The sequence below is a fragment of the Alkalihalobacillus sp. BA299 genome, assembly GCF_017745675.1.
Taxonomy (GTDB): domain Bacteria; phylum Bacillota; class Bacilli; order Bacillales; family Bacillaceae_F; genus Alkalihalobacterium.
Genome location: NZ_JAFLJM010000003.1, coordinates 227,555 through 246,175 on the forward strand (window position 1 = coordinate 227,555; position 18,621 = coordinate 246,175).

Below are 18,621 nucleotides of genomic sequence, written 5' to 3' on the forward strand. Positions count from 1 at the left end.
TACTAACTGAAATCCTATTAAACTGGAGATTTTTCTAGTGTTCTTACATCGACAAATTTCCCATTAATGGCTGCTGCAGCTGCCATTGCTGGACTGACAAGATGAGTTCTTGCTCCCTTACCTTGGCGTCCTTCAAAGTTACGGTTAGAAGTTGAAGCACAACGCTCACCTTCAGGAACGAAATCAGGATTCATACTTAAACACATACTACATCCAGATTCACGCCACTCGAAACCAGCCTCGATAAAGATTTTATCTAATCCTTCTTCTTCTGCTCGTTGTTTAATTTTTTGTGATCCAGGTACGACAATTGCACGAACACCTTCTGCTACTTTTCTTCCTTTTGCAACTGCAGCAGCAGCGCGAAGATCACTCATTCTTGAGTTCGTACATGAGCCGATAAAAACATGTTGAATAGCAACTTCTGACATTTTTGTTCCTGGCTCTAGTCCCATATACTCAAGCGCTTGTTCAATTGCTTTTTTCTCAGATGTTGCATTTACATCTTCTGGACTTGGGATCGGTTGATGAATACCAATTCCTTGCGCAGGGTTAGTTCCCCATGTAACCATCGGTTGAATTTCTTCTGCATCAATAACAACTGATTTGTCATAAACTGCACCTTCATCTGTTGCCAATGCTTCCCATTTTTCAACTACCTTTTCGAACTCTTCACCTTGTGGAACATACTCACGACCTTTTAAATAGTCATATGTTACTTGGTCAGGGCTAATCAGTCCTGCTTTTGCACCAGCTTCAATCGACATGTTACAGATCGTCATACGCTCTTCCATCGTCATTCCGTGGATCGCATCACCTGTATATTCCATAACATAACCTGTCCCGAAATCAACGCCAAACTTAGCGATTATTGCCAAAATAACATCTTTCGCCGTAATTCCTTGAGATAGACGTCCATTGACACGAACTTCCATCGTTTTTGGTTTACTTTGCCATAATGTTTGTGTTGCTAACACGTGTTCAACTTCACTTGTACCGATACCAAACGCTAGTGCACCGAAGGCTCCGTGAGTTGCTGTATGACTATCACCACAAACGATCGTTTTCCCAGGTTGAGTTAAACCAAGTTCTGGTCCAATTACATGAACGATCCCATTATCAGGACTATCGATTCCAGCGACCGTAATACCAAACTCATTACAATTGTTTTCTAACGTTTCCATTTGTTTTTTTGCAATTGGATCTGTTACGTTGAGACGATCAACTGTAGGCACATTGTGATCCATCGTTGCAAACGTTAAATCTGGACGCCGAACTTTGCGACCATTGATACGAAGTCCTTCAAACGCTTGCGGTGAAGTAACTTCATGAACCATATGCAAATCAATATATAATAGATTTGGTTTACCCGGCTCGTTTAAAACGGTATGGTTTTCCCAAATCTTTTCAATAATTGTTTTTGGTGTCATTCTCCTCTTCCTTCCCCTTTAATCAGTTCAATCACTTTTGCTGTCATTTCTGTAGTTGAAAGAATCTCCTCACCTGCTCTAGCAATGTCTCCTGTACGATAGCCTGCTTCGAGTACATCATTTATTGCTTGATCGATTGCATTCGCCTCTTCAATCATGCCAAATGAGTATTTTAGCATCATTGCAACTGATGCAATCGTAGCAAGTGGATTTGCTTTATTTTGACCTGCAATGTCAGGTGCAGAACCATGAATCGGTTCATATAATCCTGGTCCACCACTTCCAATACTGGCTGAAGGTAGCATACCAAGCGAACCTGTTAGCATCGAAGCTTCATCACTTAAAATATCGCCAAACATATTTTCTGTCACGATGACATCAAATTGCTTTGGATTACGGATCAATTGCATCGCCGCATTATCTACGAGCATATGATCAAGTTCAACATCTGGATAATCTTTGCCTACTTCAATAGCAACTTCACGCCAAACCCGACTAGATTCTAGTACGTTCGCTTTATCTACTGATGTTAATTTTTTATTTCGCACTCTTGCTAATTCAAAACCTTGCTTCATGATACGTTCGATTTCACTACGTTTGTAAGCTAGTGTATCGACGACAACAAGATCTTCGCCTTCTTCACGGCGTTCACGTGGCTCCCCGAAATATAAACCACCTGTCAATTCGCGAACAATCATTAAGTCTACCCCATCGATGACTTCTCTTTTTAATGTTGAAGAGTCCGCTAAACTATCGTGGGCTGTAACAGGGCGTAAATTGGCAAAAAGATCTAACTCTTTACGAATACCAAGTAACCCTTTTTCAGGCCTCATATGACCAGGAAGTGTATCCCATTTCGGTCCACCGACTGCACCGAGTAGAACTCCGTCACTTGCTTTGCAAGTATCAATTGTCTCCTGTGGAAGTGGAGTATTACAATCATCGATAGCATTACCACCGATTTTAGCGTACGTATATTCAAATTTATGGTTATATTTTTCAGCAATCACATCTAAAACTTGGATAGCCCCTTGGATCACCTCAGGGCCAATTCCGTCACCAGGTAAAACTGTAATCTTTTTATTCAAGTTACTCATCTCCCACTCATTAACCCATTGACAACTTTATTGCTGTACTGGATCTAGTTCTCGTGACTTTCGATTTAACACACGATTGACAGCGTTGATATAAGCTCTTGCAGATGCCTCGAGTACGTCGTGTGCAGTTCCACGCCCGCTCGTCTCTATACCATCAAAGCGAACTTTAACATACACTTCTGCTAATGCATCTCTACCACCAGTAATCGATTGAATTCGATAATCTAATAGCTGTATTGGTGAAGAAATAATTCGTTCAAGTGTGTTGTAAATCGCTTCAACACTTCCTGAACCTGTCGCAGCTTCTTGAACGACTTCTCCATCAGGCATTTTCATTGTGATCGTTGCTGTAGGGATATTCGCTGTTCCGTAATTCACCTGTAAACTATCAACTTCATAGTATTGAACAGCCTCACCTATTTTCTCTTCTGTCATAAGAGCAAAAATATCATCTTCTGTGATTTCTTTCTTCTTATCTGCAAGTTCCTTAAATGCTTTAAAGACTTTATTAATTTGCTCGTCAGTAGCTGTATAACCAAGCTCTCTAATTTTGTCTTTAAATGCATGACGACCTGAGTGTTTTCCAAGTACCATACGATTAGAAGATACTCCAACAAGCTCTGGGGTAATAATTTCATACGTTGTTTTCTCTTTAAGGACCCCATCTTGGTGAATACCTGATTCGTGAGCGAATGCATTGTTTCCAACTACCGCCTTATTATTCGGAACAACCATCCCCGTTAACTTGCTAACTAGAGAACTTGTTCGTTTTACTTCTTTTAAAGTAAGTCTAGTATTCGCTTTATAAAAATCATTTCGTATATGAAGAGCAACAGCTACTTCCTCCAAAGAAGCATTTCCTGCTCGCTCTCCAATTCCATTAATCGTTCCTTCGACTTGATCTGCACCTGCTTCAATAGCTGCAAGTGAGTTTGCCGTTGCCATCCCTAAATCATCATGGCAATGCGTTGAAAGTTTTGCTTTATGCATATTCGGGACATTTTCTTTTAAATAACTAAAAATATACGTAATTTCTTTCGGAGTGATATATCCGACTGTATCTGGGATGTTAATGACGGAAGCACCTGCATCTATGACTTGCTCGATAATACGAACAAGAAAATCTAAATCAGAGCGACAGGCGTCTTCTGCAGACCACTGAATTTTCGGAAATTTTTGTGCTGCATATTTCACAGATGCAACAGCATTTTCAATAACTTGATCTGGAGTCATACGAAGTTTATGTTTCATATGAATAGGTGATGTCGCAAGAAATACGTGAATTCTAGGGTCAACTCCACCTTTTAATGCTTCCCACGCAGCATCAATATCAGATTGAATACTACGTGATAACCCAGTTACTGAGCTTCCTTTTACAAGGTCTGCAATCGCCTTAACAGACTTAAAATCGCCTGGGGATGAAGCTGGAAAACCAGCTTCGATAATATCTACCCCAAGTCGTTCTAACTGCTTTGCAATCTCTAATTTTTCTTCAAAGTTTAAATTAACTCCTGCGGACTGCTCTCCGTCTCTTAAAGTTGTATCGAATACATCAATTTTTCGCACTACCTACCACTCCTTTTGATTTGGCCTTGACGAAAGGCATCATTTCACGAAGCTCGCGTCCAACCACTTCAATTGGATGTTTTTTCTCACTTTCATTGATTGCTGTGAATTCTGGACGATTTGCTTGGTTTTCTAAGATCCATCCTTTAGCAAATTTACCAGTTTGGATATCACTTAAGATTGATTTCATTGCTTTTTTCGTATCTTCTGTTACAATTTGTGGTCCTGCAACAAAATCGCCCCATTGTGCTGTATCAGAGATTGAATAGCGCATACCTTCTAGTCCACCTTCGTACATTAAGTCAACGATTAATTTCAACTCATGTAGGCACTCAAAATATGCTACCTCTGGCTGATAACCAGCTTCTACTAACGTTTCAAATCCAGCTTTTACTAGCGCTGAAGTTCCACCACAAAGTACTGCTTGCTCACCGAAAAGGTCTGTTTCAGTTTCTTCTTGGAATGTAGTTTCAATTACTCCACCGCGAGCTGAACCAATTTGTTTTGCATATGCTAATGCAAGCTCTTTTGCTTGGCCTGTAGCATCTTGGTATACAGCGATAAGTCCTGGTACACCAGCACCTTCTGTATACGTACGGCGAACTAGATGTCCTGGTCCTTTTGGTGCAGCTAAGAATACATCCACATCTTGTGGTGGTTGAATTTGGTTAAAGTGAACGTTAAAGCCATGAGCGAATACTAATGCTTTACCCGCTGTTAATTCTGGTTCAATAGACTCTTTATATACTTTCGGTTGATTTTCATCTGGAAGAAGGATCATAATAACTTCTGCTTTTGCAGCTGCTTCACGAACTGTAAGTACTTCGAATCCATCATTTACTGCTTGATCAAAAGATTTCCCTGGACGTAAACCTACAACAACACTTACTCCACTCTCACGTAAATTTTGCGCATGAGCATGACCTTGTGAACCATATCCGATAATTGCTACAGTTTTTCCTTGTAATACGCCTTCGTTGATATCTCCGTTATAATAGATGTTTGCCATAATAAATCTCTCCTCTTTTAATGTTATTTTAGATTTTATATTAATTAATATTAATTAATTAGTGTGATTCGGTTTGTATCAAGAGATCTTTTCGTTCCTCGCTTAAGTGCAGTGATACCAGTACGGGCAAGGTCTTGAATGCCGTATGGTCTTAAGAGGTCTAATAACGCCTCTACTTTTTCATGATCTCCAGTAATTTCTATTGTCATGTTTTCACGGCCAACGTCAATGATCGAAGCTCTAAATGGATTTACTAAAGCCGCTAATTCCCCTCGTTGTTGAGGAGTAACACCTACTTTTATTAACGCCAGCTCTCTAGCAACTGTTTGTTCATCAGTAATATCTCTTACCTTTAGAACATCCACTTGTTTATTTAATTGTTTAATTACTTGATCAATGCTTCCAATCGTATCTACAACAACGACAAATGTCATTCTTGAAATGGATGGATTTTCCGTAACACCAACTGTGATACTTTCGATATTAAAATTACGTCTAGCAAATAAGCCTGTAATACGATTAAGAACCCCAGACGTATTATTTACAAGAGCAGTTATTGTTCGTTTCATGGTTTAATTCCCTCCATTTCATGCTGTCCTTTACCAGGCGCAATCATTGGATATACGTTTTCCACTTGAGTCACTCTAAAGTCCATTAATACTGGGCCATTATGCGCAAGTGCCTCTTCTAAAGCCCCTCTTACATCCTCGACTTTATCAATACGCATTCCCTTCACATCGTAAGCTTCTGCTAGCTTCACAAAGTTTGGTTGTGTATTGAAAACCGAGTTAGAATAACGTTCCTCATAAAAAAGCTGCTGCCATTGACGAACCATACCAAGTGATGAATTGTTTACGATAATAATCTTCACTGGTAAATTTAAGTCTTGAAGAATGGAAAGCTCTTGAGCTGTCATCTGGAACCCTGCATCTCCTAAGATTGACACAACTGGTGTTTCAGGTTCTGCAAATTGTGCTCCAATTGCTGCTGGAAAACCAAAGCCCATCGTTCCTAATCCACCTGATGTAACCCAACGGTTCGGCTTATTAAACTTGTAATATTGCGCTGCCCACATTTGATGTTGACCCACATCTGTTGTAACAATTGCCTCACCATTAGTTACTTCAAAGATTAATTCCATAAGTTTTTGTGGCTTAATCGTTTGGTCATCTTCTTTGTACCAAAGTGGATATTCTGTTTTCATCTTGTCTAACTCAGCTAACCATACCTCTGTCTCTCCTGCTGCTCCTTTTTCCTCAAGAAGCATTTTCAAAGCTTCCTTTGCATCACCCACAACTGGGATATGCGTTTCGATGTTCTTACCAATCTCAGCTGGGTCGATATCAATGTGTGCAATCTTTGCATTTGGTGCAAAATGCTGTAATGCTCCAGTTAAGCGGTCATCAAAACGTGCCCCAATACTTATCAGTAAGTCACTCTGATGAATGGCCATGTTTGCAGCGTATGTTCCATGCATACCTGCCATTCCTAAGAATAGTTCGTGTTCACCTGGGAAAGCACCAAGTCCAAGTAAAGTACTTGCAACAGGAATACGCATTCTCTCAGCATATTCAAACAATTCATCGTAAGCATGTGCATGAAGGACACCTGCCCCAGATAAAATACAAGGCTTTTTCGCTTCTGCTACTGCTTCTGAAAGCTTTCTAATTTGCAATTTATTTGGGATTACTGTTGGTTGATAGCCTGGTAAATCGACCTCTTTATCGTAATCAAAAATGCCTGTCGCAACAGAAACATCCTTAGGTAAATCGATAAGGACTGGGCCTGGTCGCCCTGTTGTAGCAATGTGGAATGCTTCTTTCATTATTCTAGGAAGGTCTTCCACCGTTCTTACCTGAAAATTATGCTTTGTGATCGGCATAGTAATACCAATCATGTCAGCTTCTTGGAAAGCATCTGTCCCTATTACCGAAGTAGCAACTTGGCCAGTAATAACAACAAGTGGCAATGAGTCAATCATTGCATCTGCAATTCCAGTAACAACATTCGTTGCTCCAGGTCCTGAGGTAACAATACAAACTCCTGGCTTCCCTGAAACTCTTGCGTACCCTTCTGCTGCGTGAATTGCTCCTTGTTCATGGCGGGCTAAAATATGACGAATACCTGACTTATAGATTTCATCATATGTCGGTAAAATCGCCCCTCCAGGGTAACCAAAGATGACATCAACACCTTCTTTAGCTAGTGCTTTAATTAACATACTAGACCCTGATAATGGTTGCTTCTCCTCTACTACTGAAAGATCTTTGTTTCTCAACTTGGTACTCACTTTTCTTCCTCCTTACTACCAGTTGAATTATTTGACTGACATTTTACATATAAATCTATATTGTAAGAAAGTTAGACTTTCTTAGTTAACAAATAAAAAACACCTTCTCACCCCATCAATGAACCAACCTATTGGTCCTAGCAGAAGGGGTGAAAAGATGTTTTCTTTCCACGGTACCACCCTTTTTTATGACATTTTTGCAAATGCCACCTTATGAACGTAAGTAAGACCTACATCCAGTTTTAATAACGAGTGCAGTGTACACCCGACCAACCCTACTTGCTTACGTTCGAATTGGCACTCCGAGGTGAGTTCGTCGATAGGAGCATCGCCGCCTCTCAGCACATACGGCTCTCTGTGGATGCTAATCCTTATCAATTACTTTTCCTCTTCAACGTTTTTATCATAGTATTTATTTTTTCTAGCGTTTATATTTTCATAATTCCACCAGTGTTAGCAGAAGTAACTAGCTTGGAGTAGCGAGCTAAGTACCCTTTTTTCACTTTTGGTTCTGGTTCTTGCCAGTTTTCTTTTCTATTTGCTAGCTCTACGTCATCAACATTGAGTGTGATCGTCCGATTGATTAAATCGAGCGTGATTTTATCTCCATTCTCAACGAATGCGATCGGACCGCCTTCAGCTGCTTCTGGACTAATATGGCCAATTGAAATTCCTCTTGAAGCGCCAGAGAAACGACCATCTGTTATAAGTGCAACCTTCGTTCCTAGCCCTCGTCCTACAATCGATGAGGTCGGTGCTAACATTTCAGGCATTCCTGGTCCACCTTTTGGTCCTTCGTATCGAATAACGACAACGTGGCCTTCTCTTACATCCCCATTATTAATTCCTTCAATTGCTTCATCCTGTGAATTATAGACGATTGCCTCTCCTTCAAACACTTTAATCGAAGGATCAACTGCACCGACTTTTATAACTCCACCATCTGGTGCTAGATTTCCGAATAATACGGATAAACCACCAACTGGACTATACGGATTATCTTTTCGACGGATGACATCATCATTTGTAATTTCTGCATCTTTTACTGTTTCATAAATAGTCTTCCCAGAAATTGTTATACGATCCGGGTGAATAGCTCCATCAATTTTACATAGCTCTTTAATGATGGCACTAACTCCACCTGCTTTATGAACATCATCCATAGAATAATCAGAAGCCGGACTAATTTTACTTAGGTACGGTACTCGTTCCGCCACTTTATTAATATCACTAATGTTATACTCAATTTCAGCTTCATTTGCAATCGCTAATGTGTGTAGAACCGTATTCGTCGAACCACCCATTGCCATATCTAGCGCAAATGCATCATCAATCGCATCTTTTGTGATAATATCACGAGGACGAATGTCTTTTTCAATTAAAGTCATTAAATGTTTAGCTGCATCTTTAATTAATTGGTGTCGGCCTTCAGATGTTGCTACGAGTGTTCCGTTTCCTGGAAGAGCAACTCCAAGCATTTCCATTAATGTGTTCATAGAGTTTGCTGTAAACATTCCCGAACAAGAACCACAGGTCGGACATGCTGATTGCTCAATTTCTAATAATTCTTCACGAGTCATACTTCCTGAAGAAAATGCCCCAACACCTTCAAAAACAGATACTAGTGAAAGACTCTTTCCATCTTTCGTCCTTCCAGCTTCCATTGGACCCCCTGAAACGAATACAGATGGTACATTCGTACGAACCGATGCCATAAGCATTCCTGGAGTTATTTTATCACAGTTTGGAATATAAAATACTCCGTCAAACCAATGAGCATTAATTACGGTTTCAGCTGCGTCACAAATAATTTCTCTACTTGGTAAAGAGTAGCGCATTCCGATGTGCCCCATCGCTATCCCGTCATCAACACCAATTGTATTAAATTCAAACGGGATACCACCAGCTTCTCGGATCGCTTCTTTTGCAACTTCTGCAAACTTATTTAAATGCATATGTCCTGGAATGATATCGATGTAGGAATTACATACACCGATAAATGGTTTGTCCATATCTTCTTCTTTAACCCCAGCCGCTCTTAGTAAACTTCGGTGTGGGGCGCGATCAATTCCTTTTTTAATCATATTACTTCTCATATTTGTTCTCTCCCACATCTATTGTTTTTCTTATTATACCTCTATCAAGTACTTTTAACTAACTTCTACTTGAGATTTTACTGTATAAACTTTTTCTCCATCTTCGACTACTTTTTTACGGAAAGCATTGAGCAACTTGTTTGTCTCTTTCCCAGGCTTCCCGTCTCCGATCACTCTTCCATCCACTTTTACTACTGCAATGACTTCAGCAGCAGTACCAGTTAAGAAAACTTCGTCTGCAACATAAACATCATGACGAGTAAACGGCTCTTCCTTGACTTCGTATCCGAGGTCAGAAGCGATATCAATAATGGCATTTCTTGTAATTCCTTCTAATGCTCCAATGTATCCAGGAGGAGTAAGGATCTTATTTCCTTTAACTATGAATACATTATCAGCTGACCCTTCAGCTACATACCCTTCATTGTTAAGCATTAATGCTTCACTAACACCAGCTAACGATGCTTCTATTTTCACTAATATATTATTCAAATAATTCAGAGACTTAACTTTAGGACTTAATACATCTGGTCGATTACGTCTTGTCGGTACGGTTACAATTTCTAGTCCCTTTTCATACAATTCTTTTGGAAAAATCGATAATTGTTCCGCAATAACAATAACGTTAGGTTTTGGGCAAGAGGCAGGATCTAATCCTAAGTTACCTACTCCTCTAGATACTACAAGGCGTATATACGCATCATGAAGTTTATTAACCTTTATCGTTTCCACAATGATCTGTGTTAATTCCTCTATTGTATGAGGTATTGACAGCATAATCGACTTTGCTGAATTGTATAGGCGCTCTAAATGCTCTTTTAATTGAAAAACATTGCCGTCGTAGACACGAATACCTTCAAATACACCATCACCATATAAAAAACCGTGATCATATACTGAAACTTTAGCATTATGTTTTTCAACAAATTCTCCGTTTAAATAAATCCATTGCTCACTCATACGATACACTCCTCTAGTTGCATATCAATTGTTAGAAAATTTTGAATTCTTGGTGTGCAGATAGAAATATATCTTTTTTTTCTGCAATGAGAAATTTTTTAATTATAAAAGATAAAATACTTTCATGCATTTCGTTTGTTATTTTTCTTTTCAAACAATTTGTTATTTGAGGATTATAATACGCTTATTATGAGTGCTGGTCAACCACTTTTTATAAAATTTTTTGACTATTTTGATTTGTGAGTTTCGTTGTATCCGCTTACACCATTACTACATCAGGAAAATGATATTATTAATTTTTTTTACCCTAAACAAAAAAGTTTTTATATCTTTTGTAATAGTTAATGGAAGATTGGTAAAAACTAGGTACGGTGATGATTATGATGAAAATAAGATGGAAAACTCATAGGTTTTTATTTATGAAAGTTACTTTACCAACACTTTCCTTAAGAAGAAAAAAACCGCCATTTCTCGTACCCGTAAATTTAGAGGAGCATAAATGTCAAAAAGAGTGTGAGCGAAAATTATATCAGGCACTCTTTTCACAAAATTATTATGTTACTCCTTACCTTGAGTGTGGAAGGTTTGTCATTAATCTAGCCCTTATTCCTTTTCGTATTGCAATTATCGACGAAAAGCAAGCTGGAAATGAGAAGCTAGAAAAAGCTTTAAAGAAAGATGGATGGAGAGTGATTTACTACAATGAGGAAGAATTAAATCACAATATTAAATCCATTCTGCTACAGATTCAACAAGAAGCACACAGTTACAAGCAGTTATTATCTTAATGAACTAGTTTGTGTTGTAAACCTGCAATAGTTTTGGAGATCGGCTTTGGCCGATCTTTTTATTTGTCTTTATTGTCCAAATGATGTCCAAAGGCTTTTATAGATTAAGTTATCCACTTTTTACTTCAACTTATATTTATTAAACAGAAAAAACACTCTTACCATTTGATAAGAGTGTTAATTATTATGTAATGGCGTCCCAGGAGAGATTCGAACTCCCGACCGACGGCTTAGAAGGCCGTTGCTCTATCCAGCTGAGCTACTGGGACATATTAAATTGGAGCGGGTGATGGGAATCGAACCCACGACATTAGCTTGGAAGGCTAGAGTTTTACCATTAAACTACACCCGCATGTTATGAAATAATTTGCTACGTTGGAAGTAATGTTCGTAACGACAATTACTAATATATAATATTTCAACCATAATGTCAACAATTCTTAAAAAACTTTTTTTTGTTGCATGTGGCTAATTAAGGTGATGAACTGTATCTCACATGAACCTACCCATTTATTATATCATAAAGGTCTCCTTAAGTTTACCAACATTTCACCCACATTTCACCCATCAACCACATGCATATGTACAAACATCTAAAGAATGTATTTTTTCGATAAATCTTCTACTATTTTACCTTCTAATGAATAAAACGTCACGTCAACCGCTTTGCTTTGATCGATTGTACACAAACAATATGTTTGCTCTTTACGATTTCGCGGTAATCTTATACTCCCTGGATTAATATAAATGACTCCGTTCTCCATAAAAGTTATAGCGACATGTGAATGGCCGAAGCAAACAATCTGTGCTCCTACTTCTTCAGCCCGGTAACTTAAGGGGACATAGGTCATTTTGACATTGTAATGATGCCCATGAGTAGCATAAAGAACCGTTTCTTTCGACACATTAACTGTCACTTCCTCAGGAAATTCGCTACCCCAATCACAATTACCCCTTACAACTTTAGCACCTTCAAGCTCCCTTGCACCTACTTCTAATTCTGAGTCGCCGCAATGGATTATGAAGTCTACTTCATCCCGATGACGTTCAATTAAATTCATCAGTTCCATTTTCCAGCCATGGCTATCACTAATTATTAGAATTTTAGGCACTTCCTCATCTCCCCATTTTCACTTATGAAGTGATTTCTATCCATTTTTCTTTTAATTGCTGAAGTGCTTTGGCACGATGACTAATTGCGTTCTTTACTTCTAAAGGTAGCTGGGCCATCGTTTGTTGTTTTTCTTCTATGTACATAATCGGATCATAGCCAAAGCCATTTGTTCCAATAGGTTCTTTTGTTATTTTCCCTTCACAATTTCCTTCAAAACATTCTGTATGCCCATCTGGGTAAGCGAGCGCAATCGTACAATGGAATCGGGCAGTTCGTTCATCTTCCGGAACGTTTTTTATTTCAGTCAATACTTTGTTCATATTTTCCGTATCATTTTTATTTACTCCTGCATAACGAGCCGAATACACACCCGGCCTTCCTCCTAACGCATCAACGATTAAACCTGAATCATCTGCTATTACCGGCTTTTGAAAGTGCTTTGCGATCGTCGTTGCTTTTATAATCGCATTTTCCGTAAATGTTTCACCAGTTTCTTCAACTTCTGGTATTTCTGGGTAATCCAAAAGTGAAGTCACTTTATAACCAAGTTGACCTAATATCGCTTTAAATTCTTTTACCTTTCCTTTATTTTTCGTTGCTACGATGATTTCTTTCATTTTGTTACTTCCCCTTTTGTTCCGCTAACTTTTTTGTTAAAGCGTTTGAAATCTCTTCGCCTAGTGCTACTTTTTGCTTTTCAATTAACTCTTCAATACCTAATTCACCTAAATATAAAAGTTTATCTAACTGATCTCTTGTAAAGGTTGCTTCTTCTCCGGTTCCTTGAAGTTCAACAAACTCTCCTTTTCCAGTCATGACTACATTCATGTCCACTTCTGCGCTCGCATCTTCTAGATAGCATAAGTCTAAAATTTCTCCATTCTTTTTATCAATACCAACCGAAACAGCTGCCAGAAAATCGGTTACTGGTAAGATTGAAAATGTCTTTTTCTCAACATACTTTTGTAATGCAAGCACCATCGCTACATATGCCCCTGTGATAGCTGCTGTACGGGTACCACCATCGGCTTGGATGACATCGCAATCAATCCACACAGTTCTTTCGCCAAGTTTTTCTAAGTCAATAACTGTACGTAGTGCTCTACCAATTAGACGCTGAATTTCCATCGTCCGTCCACTTACTTTCCCTTTTGATGATTCACGAATATTTCGTTGCTCTGTAGCTCTAGGAAGCATTGAATATTCAGCGGTGATCCAACCCTTTCCTTGATTTCTCATAAAAGGAGGAACCCTATCTTCAATCGAAGCTGTACAGATCACCTTCGTATTCCCAAAAGATATAAGTACAGAACCCTCGGGATGCATTAAATAATCTCTTATAATTTCTACTTTTCGTAATTGATCTTGCTTTCTATTATCTACTCTCATGTGATAAAACCCTCCCTTAAAAAGCCTTACTTATGTAGTATCCACTTTTTTTGCCAATAATATAAGATAAAGTAGATCTGTGAAACACCTTTAAAATCTAGTCACGGAAAAAGGCAGCAAAGTTGCTGCCTTAACCATGAACACCTTATACTACTTCGCTATTATAGCAAATTTTCCTGTAATCTAATATGTTCGTCTTAAAATTTACCAGTATTAATGTTCGTTGGTCGAGCCACAGGCTCCGATAATGGTTCTCCAGAAGCTTTTAACACTTTGGCTTCTCCATTAACTTCGATTGCTACTTTTTCAACACCTGGCTGTTCTGTTAATGATAACACAAGCAAATTAAGCACTTCATCTGAAATAGCTGTGTTTTCCATTTGGTTTAAAATCGCCTCATTAAAATTAACCGTTACGACCCCATTTTCATATTTTGGGGTGTCTAACAGCTCTACACCGTTACGTATATCGGTTAATAAATTAGAATAAATTGAAGGTCCTGCGAGAAGTTGTTTTACAACTTCTTGAATGGGTTCATCTGTATTTTTGACCCGTCTCGTTACAGGTACATAATAGGTGTTGTCCCCATTTTGGGCAAGGAAGTAAAGGGTAACCCCTTTACTGTTAACAACGTCTGCTACTTCACTTTGTTCAAAATTAATTCCATTGGCACGACTATACCCTTCTCCGATAGGTGTGTTATTTACAGGCATCGTTTCCTGATCGTAGCCATTGATACGAATTTGCACTTTATCTACATTTTCAAATTGAGTTAAAGTCCATGTAATTGATTGAAGAATTTGCAACTCATGTTCTGGATTATACGTTTTAAACTCCTCTGAAAAGTCAGCAACAGCTGTTCGTTCCTCCTCTATATAATTTACATCTACTTCAGTACCCGCTGGTAAAACGGCTTTAAAGCCGTTAGGTAGCATATTAGATACTGGACCACCCTCTACTAAATATTCTAACGATTGTCGAAGAACACCTTGTGTCTTTGGTAAATCAAATGTTTGTGAAACAACCATACCATTTTGGTCAATTAAGTAAAGTTCTCTTTTTACAGTTTCAATAGGTTCATCTTGTTCTTGAACTGGTTGTTCTTCAGAGCCATCAGTTTCTGTTTCTTCATCTAGCGTTTCTCCCTCATCGACATAATTTATTGGAGGAGTATCCATTTCCTGCATAGCATCATTTGAGCCAAAGGAACATCCAGAAACAATTAGCATTAGAAGTATTAGCAGCGGGACCCCTGTTTTGAACAGTTTGCTCATTCTTTTCCCTCCTAAGGTAGTTTGTACTAGTATGTATACGAGCCTTTTTAAAAAATAGACCACCTTTGTCTACAAATTCAGAGAAGGAGCGAAATTTTTAGTTAGAGGGAGTATTTTCAAATTTTAACCAATAAAAAGAGACTATCATTTTGATAGCCCTTAAATTTGACATTATCCAAGTTGAATCGTTTCCACATGTTGAAGATCTATTTTTAGCCAATTGCTTGCAATTGATTTAAAAGTATTACTATTACCTGTCGTATAAAAGATATGCTTAGGTGACCGGTCCTCCGTATAAAGTAAATTTTTATGATACAAGAGCGCACTTACTTCACGTGCGGTTTCGTCACCAGAACTTATTAATGTTATATCATTTCCTACAACACCTTGAATGACCTGTCGTAATAATGGATAGTGTGTACATCCGAGGATTAACGTATCAAATTTCTTATCAAGAAGCGGCTTTAACGTTTCCGATACGATATTGACCGCTTCCGTCCCTTTAAATATACCTCTTTCTACTAAAGGTACAAACGGTGGACATGACAGACTTTCAATTTGAACATTACTATTAATCGCTTTTAACGCTTTTTCGTACGCTTCACTTTTGATCGTTCCAGTAGTACCAATAACCGCTACATGATCATTTCTTGTCACTTTTAAAGCTGTAATTGCCCCTGGATGAACAACACCTACAACAGGAATGGACAATTTTTCTTTTACTTCTTCTAATACAACAGCCGTTGCTGTATTACAAGCGATAACAAGCATTTTGATCTGATCCTGAAGTAAACGCTCAATCATTTCCCAAGTAAACGTCCGCACTTCCTCTGGTGGTCGTGGACCGTATGGACAGCGGATCGTATCACCAATATAAATAATTTGTTCTTTCGGTAATTGTCGAAGGATTTCTTTTGCAACCGTTAACCCTCCGAGCCCTGAATCTATAACGCCAATGGGTCTCTCCAATACTCTCCCTCATTTTCTATCTTTGAAGTATTTTTAGTTGTTATATTATTCTTTAGATGATGACTCCATTTCTTGATGAAGTACATGTAAGCTTTTTTCTAAAAAAGCAATTTCTTCATCAGAAAAATTTTGAAGAATACCTTTTAAGTAATCTTGTCTTTTCTTAATTACTTCTTGAATGATCTTTTCACCTTTTTCTAATAAATGAATGCGTACCACTCTTCTATCATTTTGATCTTTAACACGCTCGACTAATTCATTTTTTTCCATTCTATCTACAAGATCAGTCGTCGTACTGCATGCCAAATACATTTTAGTAGACAAATCTCCAATGGTCATATCGCCTAGTTCATTTAACCATTGCAAAGCAACAAACTGAGGTGGTGTAATCGGAAATTGATTTAAAATAACCCGCCCCTTTTGTTTGATGATCTCAGCTACTTTCCTTAATGATTTTTCAATGTGTTCTACCTGCTGATTTTCTACCATGTTTCCATCCCTCCTACTAGTCATTATATATATCAAATATTTTAATTTTTCCTTTATGTTTATCATTCTCCCTGTTTTCCTATCGAATTGCAATAGAAAAACATTAAGAAATGTGAAGAAGAGTTGTCAATTGACAACTCTTCTCCTTTCTTTTATTGACTCGTAAGTAAAGTAAATCGATTTTTTACCGCTTCCTCTACTTCTTCTGCAGTACTTTTCATTAACATCTCTTTTGAAAACGTTTTTAACTCTTGCTTTGACAATTTTGCAACTTGACTACGTGCCGGCAAAACAGACGTTGCACTCATACTAAACTCATCAAGTCCTAATCCTAAAAGGATAGGAATAGCGATCTCATCGCCAGCCATTTCCCCACACATCCCTGCCCATTTTCCTTCTTTGTGGGCAGCCTCAATAACCATGTTGACGAGGCGAAGAATTGCTGGATGGTACGGCTGGTATAAATACGATACTTGTTCGTTCATTCGATCTGCTGCCATTGTATATTGAATTAAATCATTTGTCCCGACACTAAAGAAATCAACCTCTTTTGCAAATATGTCGGCAGCTACAGCAGTGGACGGGATTTCAACCATCATCCCAACTTCAATCGAATCAGAAACTTGTTGGCCTTCATTTTGAAGTTTTTCTTTTTCTTCAGCTAAAATAGCTTTTGCCTGTCGCAGCTCTTCAACTGTTGCAATCATTGGAAACATAATTTTTAAATTTCCAAATGTACTTGCACGAAGTAATGCACGAAGTTGCGTACGGAATATATCTTGATGTTCTAAACAGAGGCGAATCGCTCTGAATCCTAAAAACGGGTTTAACTCTTTTGGAAGCTCTAAGTATGGAAGTTCTTTATCACCACCGATATCCAACGTACGAATAACAACTGGTTTATGTTCCATTTTCTCTAAAACCGTTTTATATGCTTTAAACTGTTCTTCTTCAGTTGGTAATTGGTCTCTCCCCATATAAAGGAACTCAGTACGATATAAACCAATACCTTCAGCCCCATTATTAATCACGCCTGCCAAATCCTCAGGTGTACCAATATTTGCTGCAAGTTCTACATGATGCCCATCCGTAGTTGTGGTCGCTTCATTTACGAGCTTTGCCCATTCTAATTTTTGTTGTTCGTACTGATCTTTTTTCTGTTCAAATGCTCGGATTGCTTCCTCATCAGGTTGAACTATGACGACACCTTCAAGTCCATCTATAATGATCGTATCACCGTTATTGATAGAAGCAGTTGCTTCTTTTGTCCCAACAACTGCTGGGATTTCCATTGAACGGGCCATGATCGCAGAGTGTGATGTTCTTCCCCCAATGTCTGCTGCAAATCCTTTAACAAATTTAGGGTTAAGTTGTGCTGTATCAGATGGGGTTAAGTCTTTAGCTATTATAATTGTTGCTTCATCGATAGCAGCCAAAGACTTCATTTGTAACCCTAGCAAATGCCCTAACACTCGCTTTGATACATCGCGAATATCAGCAGCACGTTCTTTCATATACTCATTATCCATCGATTCAAACATCGTAATAAATGTTTGTGATACATCTTGTACTGCACTTTCAGCATTGACTTTCTCATTGTCAATGTGAGACTGCATGCCTCCAACAAATTCTGGGTCACTAAGTACGAGGAGATGCGCAGCGAAAATTGCTGCTTCTTCCTCGCCTAAGTCGACTTCTGCTTTTTCCTTGATGAGAGTAAGGTCAGCCTTTGCTTTTTCAAGCGCTGTTTCAAGTCTTGTCTTTTCACTTTCCACATTATCGACTGTCTTTTTCTCAAAGGAATAGTCAGGTTCTTCTAGTATATATGCTTTTGCAATTGCAATTCCAGCTGAAGCGGCTATTCCTGAAATTTGTTTCATTATTCTCCTAATCCTTCCTTTATTACTGATGCAAGTGCTTCTAAAGCTTCTTTCTCGTCTGATCCTTCAGCTTTAATTGTTACTTCAGCTCCTTGTCCAACACCTAAAGACATTACACCCATGATTGACTTTAAGTTAACAGACTTACCTTTATATTCAATATTAATGTCTGATGAATATTGACCTGCTTTATTAACAAGTTGTGTTGCTGGACGTGCGTGAATTCCTGTTTCAGCTGTGATTTTAAACGTTTTTTCTACCATGAGATCT

General features: G+C 38.4%; 17 protein-coding genes, 2 tRNA genes and 1 other annotated feature. Of the genes, 1 reads left to right on the forward strand and 18 read right to left on the reverse strand.

The window, feature by feature from the left end; all coding sequences use genetic code 11:
* Positions 1-17: 17 nt before the first annotated feature.
* The 8 genes from leuC to ilvE form a co-directional block, all read right to left on the reverse strand.
* On the reverse strand, positions 18-1,430 hold the full coding sequence (gene leuC, locus J0N78_RS05455) for a 3-isopropylmalate dehydratase large subunit (protein WP_209122011.1): 1,413 nt from the start codon (positions 1,428-1,430) through the stop codon (positions 18-20).
* Entirely contained in the window at positions 1,427-2,518 is a 1,092-nt protein-coding gene (gene leuB / locus J0N78_RS05460; RefSeq protein WP_209122012.1) for a 3-isopropylmalate dehydrogenase, read from the reverse strand. The genes leuC and leuB overlap by 4 nt, the downstream gene beginning before the upstream one ends.
* A gap of 36 nt (positions 2,519-2,554) precedes the next feature.
* On the reverse strand, positions 2,555-4,093 hold the full coding sequence (locus J0N78_RS05465; protein ID WP_209122013.1) for a 2-isopropylmalate synthase: 1,539 nt from the start codon (positions 4,091-4,093) through the stop codon (positions 2,555-2,557).
* Positions 4,080-5,102: a ketol-acid reductoisomerase gene (gene ilvC, locus J0N78_RS05470; protein ID WP_209122014.1), complete on the reverse strand. Its 1,023-nt coding sequence runs from the start codon at positions 5,100-5,102 to the stop codon at positions 4,080-4,082. Before ilvC ends, J0N78_RS05465 begins: the two co-directional genes overlap by 14 nt.
* Before the next feature lie 50 nt (positions 5,103-5,152).
* Complete coding sequence (gene ilvN, locus J0N78_RS05475) at positions 5,153-5,671, reverse strand: acetolactate synthase small subunit (protein WP_209122015.1); 519 nt, start codon at positions 5,669-5,671, stop codon at positions 5,153-5,155.
* On the reverse strand, positions 5,668-7,392 hold the full coding sequence (gene ilvB / locus J0N78_RS05480; protein ID WP_209122016.1) for an acetolactate synthase large subunit: 1,725 nt from the start codon (positions 7,390-7,392) through the stop codon (positions 5,668-5,670). The genes ilvN and ilvB overlap by 4 nt, the downstream gene beginning before the upstream one ends.
* Positions 7,393-7,534: 142 nt before the next feature.
* Positions 7,535-7,796 (reverse strand) — a binding site (T-box leader).
* Between the two features lie 24 nt (positions 7,797-7,820).
* On the reverse strand, positions 7,821-9,488 hold the full coding sequence (gene ilvD, locus J0N78_RS05485; RefSeq protein ID WP_209122017.1) for a dihydroxy-acid dehydratase: 1,668 nt from the start codon (positions 9,486-9,488) through the stop codon (positions 7,821-7,823).
* Between the two features lie 54 nt (positions 9,489-9,542).
* Positions 9,543-10,448, reverse strand: a complete 906-nt coding sequence (ilvE, locus tag J0N78_RS05490) for a branched-chain-amino-acid transaminase (RefSeq protein WP_209122018.1) — start codon at positions 10,446-10,448, stop codon at positions 9,543-9,545.
* A gap of 383 nt (positions 10,449-10,831) precedes the next feature.
* Here ilvE and J0N78_RS05495 point away from each other — a divergent pair, with 383 nt between their 5' ends.
* On the forward strand, positions 10,832-11,236 hold the full coding sequence (locus tag J0N78_RS05495) for a hypothetical protein (RefSeq protein ID WP_209122019.1): 405 nt from the start codon (positions 10,832-10,834) through the stop codon (positions 11,234-11,236).
* A 192-nt stretch (positions 11,237-11,428) separates the two neighbouring features.
* On the opposite strand, the gene J0N78_RS05500 is transcribed toward J0N78_RS05495, so the two are convergent.
* The 10 genes from J0N78_RS05500 to J0N78_RS05545 form a co-directional block, all read right to left on the reverse strand.
* A tRNA-Arg gene (locus tag J0N78_RS05500) sits at positions 11,429-11,505 on the reverse strand.
* 9 nt (positions 11,506-11,514) lie between these two features.
* Positions 11,515-11,588: transfer RNA gene (locus J0N78_RS05505), tRNA-Gly, on the reverse strand.
* Between the two features lie 241 nt (positions 11,589-11,829).
* Positions 11,830-12,348 carry a metallophosphoesterase family protein gene (locus J0N78_RS05510; protein WP_307794904.1) on the reverse strand — a complete coding sequence of 173 codons (519 nt, stop codon included), beginning with the start codon at positions 12,346-12,348 and terminating at the stop codon, positions 11,830-11,832.
* A gap of 22 nt (positions 12,349-12,370) precedes the next feature.
* The gene (locus J0N78_RS05515; protein WP_209122020.1) at positions 12,371-12,967 is read right to left on the reverse strand and encodes an XTP/dITP diphosphatase; all 597 of its coding nucleotides are present in this window, start codon (positions 12,965-12,967) and stop codon (positions 12,371-12,373) included.
* Positions 12,968-12,971: 4 nt separating this feature from the next.
* Entirely contained in the window at positions 12,972-13,739 is a 768-nt protein-coding gene (rph, locus tag J0N78_RS05520; protein WP_209122021.1) for a ribonuclease PH, read from the reverse strand.
* A gap of 197 nt (positions 13,740-13,936) precedes the next feature.
* Entirely contained in the window at positions 13,937-15,013 is a 1,077-nt protein-coding gene (locus J0N78_RS05525; RefSeq protein ID WP_209122022.1) for a GerMN domain-containing protein, read from the reverse strand.
* Between the two features lie 171 nt (positions 15,014-15,184).
* A complete protein-coding gene (gene racE / locus J0N78_RS05530; RefSeq protein ID WP_209122023.1) occupies positions 15,185-15,982 on the reverse strand; it encodes a glutamate racemase in 798 nt (265 codons plus the stop codon).
* A 45-nt stretch (positions 15,983-16,027) separates the two neighbouring features.
* Complete coding sequence (locus tag J0N78_RS05535; protein ID WP_209122024.1) at positions 16,028-16,471, reverse strand: MarR family winged helix-turn-helix transcriptional regulator; 444 nt, start codon at positions 16,469-16,471, stop codon at positions 16,028-16,030.
* Between the two features lie 152 nt (positions 16,472-16,623).
* The gene (gene ptsP, locus J0N78_RS05540; protein ID WP_209122025.1) at positions 16,624-18,351 is read right to left on the reverse strand and encodes a phosphoenolpyruvate--protein phosphotransferase; all 1,728 of its coding nucleotides are present in this window, start codon (positions 18,349-18,351) and stop codon (positions 16,624-16,626) included.
* Positions 18,351-18,614: a phosphocarrier protein HPr gene (locus tag J0N78_RS05545; protein WP_209122026.1), complete on the reverse strand. Its 264-nt coding sequence runs from the start codon at positions 18,612-18,614 to the stop codon at positions 18,351-18,353. The genes ptsP and J0N78_RS05545 overlap by 1 nt, the downstream gene beginning before the upstream one ends.
* Positions 18,615-18,621 lie beyond the last annotated feature (7 nt).

Excerpts from the sequence above, each read along its gene's own strand:
- leuC (WP_209122011.1), bottom strand. The coding sequence starts at position 1,430 with ATGACACCAAAAACAATTATTGAAAAGATTTGGGAAAACCATACCGTT.
- J0N78_RS05535 (WP_209122024.1), bottom strand. The coding sequence starts at position 16,471 with ATGGTAGAAAATCAGCAGGTAGAACACATTGAAAAATCATTAAGGAAA.
- J0N78_RS05495 (WP_209122019.1), top strand. The coding sequence starts at position 10,832 with ATGAAAATAAGATGGAAAACTCATAGGTTTTTATTTATGAAAGTTACT.
- ilvD (WP_209122017.1), bottom strand. The coding sequence starts at position 9,488 with ATGAGAAGTAATATGATTAAAAAAGGAATTGATCGCGCCCCACACCGA.
- J0N78_RS05545 (WP_209122026.1), bottom strand. The coding sequence starts at position 18,614 with ATGGTAGAAAAAACGTTTAAAATCACAGCTGAAACAGGAATTCACGCA.
- ptsP (WP_209122025.1), bottom strand. The coding sequence starts at position 18,351 with ATGAAACAAATTTCAGGAATAGCCGCTTCAGCTGGAATTGCAATTGCA.
- rph (WP_209122021.1), bottom strand. The coding sequence starts at position 13,739 with ATGAGAGTAGATAATAGAAAGCAAGATCAATTACGAAAAGTAGAAATT.
- ilvN (WP_209122015.1), bottom strand. The coding sequence starts at position 5,671 with ATGAAACGAACAATAACTGCTCTTGTAAATAATACGTCTGGGGTTCTT.
- J0N78_RS05525 (WP_209122022.1), bottom strand. The coding sequence starts at position 15,013 with ATGAGCAAACTGTTCAAAACAGGGGTCCCGCTGCTAATACTTCTAATG.
- J0N78_RS05515 (WP_209122020.1), bottom strand. The coding sequence starts at position 12,967 with ATGAAAGAAATCATCGTAGCAACGAAAAATAAAGGAAAGGTAAAAGAA.
- ilvC (WP_209122014.1), bottom strand. The coding sequence starts at position 5,102 with ATGGCAAACATCTATTATAACGGAGATATCAACGAAGGCGTATTACAA.
- ilvE (WP_209122018.1), bottom strand. The coding sequence starts at position 10,448 with ATGAGTGAGCAATGGATTTATTTAAACGGAGAATTTGTTGAAAAACAT.